1 protein-coding gene is annotated in these 1,439 nt (G+C 71.4%); it reads left to right on the forward strand.

Annotation, left to right across the window (positions count from 1 at the left end):
- The coding region (gene tnpB, locus DKL51_RS34535; RefSeq protein WP_124813330.1) for an IS607 family element RNA-guided endonuclease TnpB at positions 1-1,428 on the forward strand (1,428 nt) is incomplete at its 5' end.
- Positions 1,429-1,439 lie beyond the last annotated feature (11 nt).

The following is a 1,439-nucleotide window of genomic DNA, read 5'->3' on the forward strand; positions in this document are numbered from 1 at the left end:
ATGTCGTACCGGGTGTTTACCGTGCTGGGTGTGGCGGACCGGGAGCGGTTGAGTGTGATGCAGTCGTACCGGTTCGCGTTGGACCTCACGCCCCGGCAGGAGCGGGTGGTGTTGGCTCATGCCGGTGCGGCGCGGGTGGCGCACAACTGGGCGTTGGCCTGGGTCAAGGCGGTGATGGATCAACGGGCCGCGGAACGCACGTACGGCGTCGACGAGGCGAGCCTGACGCCGCCGCTGGGCTGGTCGCTGCCCGCGCTGCGGAGGGCGTGGAACGCGGCGAAGCCTGTGGTGGCGCCGTGGTGGCGGGAGTGTTCGAAGGAGGCGTACAACACCGGGTTGGAAGCGCTGGCCCGGGGGTTGAAGAACTGGTCGGACTCGCGTGGCGGCAGGCGCGCCGGGCGGGCGGTGGGGTTCCCGCGGTTCAAGTCACGCCGCCGGTCGACCCCGTCGGTGCGGTTCACCACCGGTGCTATCCGCGTCGAGCGGGACCGTAGGCATGTGGTGCTGCCCCGGCTCGGCCGGTTGAAGCTGCACGAGTCCGCCCGCAAGCTCGCCCGCCGGCTGGACGCGGCCACCGCCCGGATCGTGTCGGCGATGGTGCGCCGCGACGGCGGCCGGTGGCATGTGTCGTTCACCTGCGCGGTGCAGCGCGTCCAGCGCGTGCCGGCCCGTCCGGATGCGACTGTCGGTGTCGATCTGGGTGTGCGGCATCTGGCGGTGTTGTCCACCGGTGAGGTGGAGCCCAACCCGGGCTACCTGCACACTGCCACCCGCCGGATGCGCCGGCTCGCCCGGCGCATGTCTCGCCGGGTCGGCCCTGACCGGCGCACTGGCCGTCGCCCATCGAAACGGTGGGAGACGGCCCGGGGGCAGTTGGCCCGCGCGCATGCCCGGGTGGTGAACCTGCGCCGTGACGGCCTGCACAAGCTGACCAGCCGGCTCGCCCGCGAGTACGGCACCATCGTGGTCGAAGACCTCAACGTGGCCGGAATGCTCGCCAACCGCAGGTTGGCTCGGCGCATCGCCGACACCGGGTTCGCCGAGCTGCGCCGGCAGTTGGCGTACAAGACCGCGTGGAACGGCGGGCGGCTGGTGGTGGCCGACCGCTGGTATCCGTCCTCGAAGACCTGCTCGGGCTGCGGCACGGTGAAAGCCAAGCTGGCCCTGTCCGAGCGCACCTACACCTGCACCCCATGCGGCCTCGTCCTGGACCGGGACGTCAATGCCGCACGGAACCTCGCCGCGCTCGCGGCCGAGGCGAGCACCGCCGGGAGTGGCCCGGTGGCTGGACGCGGAGCCGACCGTAAGACCCCGCTCGCGGGGCTGGTGGCCGTGAAACGTCAACCCGGCACCGCCACAGCGGGCAAGACCGGGACCGTCCCACCGCAAGGCAGGACATCCAATCATGTGCCCACTAACGCATCATGAGAGGAAACGGC

This window comes from Micromonospora globispora (genome assembly GCF_003857015.1).
GTDB classification, from domain to species: domain Bacteria; phylum Actinomycetota; class Actinomycetes; order Mycobacteriales; family Micromonosporaceae; genus Micromonospora; species Micromonospora globispora.